We start from the raw sequence: 3,115 nt of genomic DNA on the forward strand, positions 1-3,115 counted from the left end.
AGATGGCCATCAGCGCTGCTGGTCGTCGGTGCAGATTCTTTGGCATACGAAGGCTGGGTATGAAGCAACTTCCAAGCCCCCAGGGGCTTTACCACCCGTCCAACGAACACGACTCCTGTGGTGTTGCATTCGTCGTGGACATGAAGGGTCGCCGCAGCAGGGACATCGTCGAGAAGGCGATCACCGCGCTGGTCAACCTCGAACATCGTGGTGCCGCAGGCTCCGAGCCCAACACCGGTGACGGTGCGGGCATCCTGCTGCAGGTGCCGGACAAGTTCTTCCGCGCCGTCGTCGACTTCACGTTGCCCGCGGAGGGCGCGTACGCGACCGGTATCGCATTCCTCCCGCAGAGCGAGGCGGATGCTGCATGTGCGGCGGAGTCCGTCGAGAAGATCGTCGAGAGTGAAGGCCTGAAGGTTCTCGGTTGGCGTGACGTCGGAACCGACGACTCGTCCCTGGGCGCACTCGCGCGCGACGCGATGCCCACGTTCCGTCAGATCTTCATCGGTAGCGAAGACGACGCCGTCACCGGCATGGAGCTCGAGCGCCGCGCCTACGTCGTGCGCAAGCGCACCGAGCACGAGCTCGGCAACGAAGGCGCCGGCCAGGACGGCCCCGGTAGCGAGACCGTGTACTTCCCGTCGCTGTCCGGTCAGACGTTCGTCTACAAGGGCATGCTCACCACCCCGCAGCTCAAGGGTTTCTACCTGGACCTGCAGGACGAGCGCGTCGAATCGGCTCTGGGCCTGGTGCACTCGCGCTTCTCCACCAACACGTTCCCGTCGTGGCCGCTGGCGCATCCGTTCCGCCGTGTCGCCCACAACGGTGAGATCAACACCGTCACCGGTAACGAGAACTGGATGCGTGCCCGTGAGGCGCTCATCGAGTCCGACATCTTCGGTGGGGCCGACAAGCTGGAAAAGATCTTCCCGGTCTGCACCAACGGCGCGAGCGACACCGCCCGCTTCGACGAGGTGCTCGAGATGCTGCACCTCGGTGGCCGCAGTCTCCCGCACGCCGTGCTCATGATGATCCCCGAAGCCTGGGAGCGTCACGAGAGCATGGACCCGGCCCACCGCGCGTTCTACGAGTACCACTCGACGCTCATGGAGCCGTGGGACGGACCGGCGTCGGTGTGCTTCACCGACGGCACGGTCATCGGTGCGGTCCTCGACCGCAACGGTCTGCGTCCGTCGCGTCTGTGGGTGACCGAGGACGGCCTCGTCGTCATGGCATCCGAGGTCGGCGTGCTGCCGATCGATCCCGCCACCGTCGTGAAGAAGATCCGCCTGCAGCCCGGGCGCATGTTCCTCGTCGACACCGCGCAGGGACGCATCATCGACGACGAAGAGTTCAAGTCGGAACTGGCTGCGGAGCACCCGTACCAGGAGTGGCTCGACAAGAACCTCGTTCACATGAACGATCTGCCGGATCGCCCCTACACCTACATGTCGCACGAGCGTGTGCTGCTGCGTCAGCTGATGTTCGGTTTCACCACCGAAGAGGTCGACCTCCTCGTGAAGCCGATGGCGGCGTCGGGTGCCGAGGCGCTCGGTTCGATGGGTACCGACACCCCGATCGCGGTTCTGTCGAACCGTTCGCGGATGTTGTTCGACTACTTCTCGCAGATGTTCGCGCAGGTCACCAACCCGCCACTCGACGCGATCCGCGAAGAGGTGGTCACCAGCATCGGTGGCACCATCGGCCCCGAGCACGACCTGCTGCACCCCACCGCGGAATCGTGCCGGCAGATCTTCCTGCCGCAGCCGATCCTGCACAACGACGACCTGTCGAAGCTGATCCACGCCAACGACGACGCGCGCTTCCCGGACTTCCGCAGCGTGATCATCCGCGGTCTGTACCCGGTTGCCGAGGGCGGCGAGGGCCTGCGCAAGGCGCTCGACAACGTTCGCTCCCAGGTGTCCGAGGCCATCGCGGGTGGTGCGCGCATCATCGTCCTGTCGGACCGTGAGTCCAACGAGACGTACGCACCGATCCCGTCGCTGCTGATGACGTCCGCAGTGCACCACCACCTGGTCCGGGAGAAGACCCGCACCAAGGTCGGCCTCGTCGTCGAGGCCGGCGACGCCCGCGAGGTGCACCACATGGCGCTCCTCATCGGCTTCGGTGCGGCAGCGGTCAACCCGTACATGGCGTTCGAGACCGTCGACGAGATGATCGTCAACAACGACCTGCCCGGACTCGATCTGCAGCAGGCGATCGCCAACTACATCAAGGCCGCCGGCAAGGGCGTTCTCAAGGTGATGTCCAAGATGGGCATCTCCACGCTCGCCTCGTACACGGGCGCCCAGCTGTTCCAGGTCATCGGCCTGTCGCAGGAACTGGTCGACGAGTACTTCTCCGGACTGCACTCGAACCTCGGTGGCATCGGCCTCGAGGAGATCGCCGCAGACGTCGCGGTCCGTCACGCCAGGGCCTACCTGGATCGTCCCGAGGAGCGCGCGCACCGCGAGCTCGAGGTCGGTGGCGAGTACCAGTGGCGCCGTGAGGGCGAGTACCACCTCTTCAACCCGGAAACCGTCTTCAAGCTTCAGCACTCCACTCGCACCGGTCAGTACAAGGTGTTCAAGGAGTACACGAAGATGGTGGACGACCAGTCGGAGCGCCTCGCCGCGCTGCGTGGTCTGTTCGAGTTCAAGGAGGGCGTGCGCCAGTCGATTCCGCTCGACGAGGTGGAGCCTGCCAGCGAGATCGTCAAGCGTTTCTCGACGGGTGCGATGAGCTACGGCTCCATCTCCGCCGAGGCGCACGAGACGCTGGCCATCGCCATGAACCGTCTCGGTGGCCGCTCCAACTCCGGTGAGGGCGGCGAGAACCCCGAGCGTTTCACCGCCGACGAGAACGGTGACCTGCGCCGCAGTGCGATCAAGCAGGTCGCATCGGGACGTTTCGGTGTCACCTCGCACTACCTGAGCAACTGCACGGACATCCAGATCAAGATGGCGCAGGGCGCGAAGCCCGGCGAGGGCGGCCAGCTGCCCGCGCACAAGGTGTACCCGTGGGTTGCCGAGGTTCGGCACTCCACGCCGGGTGTCGGTTTGATTTCGCCGCCGCCGCACCACGACATCTACTCGATCGAGGATCTCGCTCAGCT

At 65.1% G+C, this 3,115-nt stretch carries 1 protein-coding gene; it reads left to right on the top strand.

Features of this window, described 5'->3' with window-relative positions:
• Positions 1-59: 59 nt before the first annotated feature.
• Positions 60-3,115, top strand: a 3,056-nt coding sequence (gltB, locus tag GX543_RS15965) for a glutamate synthase large subunit (protein ID WP_290853349.1), incomplete at its 3' end; no start/stop codon positions are given.

It is taken from the genome of Gordonia sp. (in: high G+C Gram-positive bacteria) (assembly GCF_012515855.1).
Taxonomy (GTDB): Bacteria; Actinomycetota; Actinomycetes; order Mycobacteriales; family Mycobacteriaceae; genus Gordonia.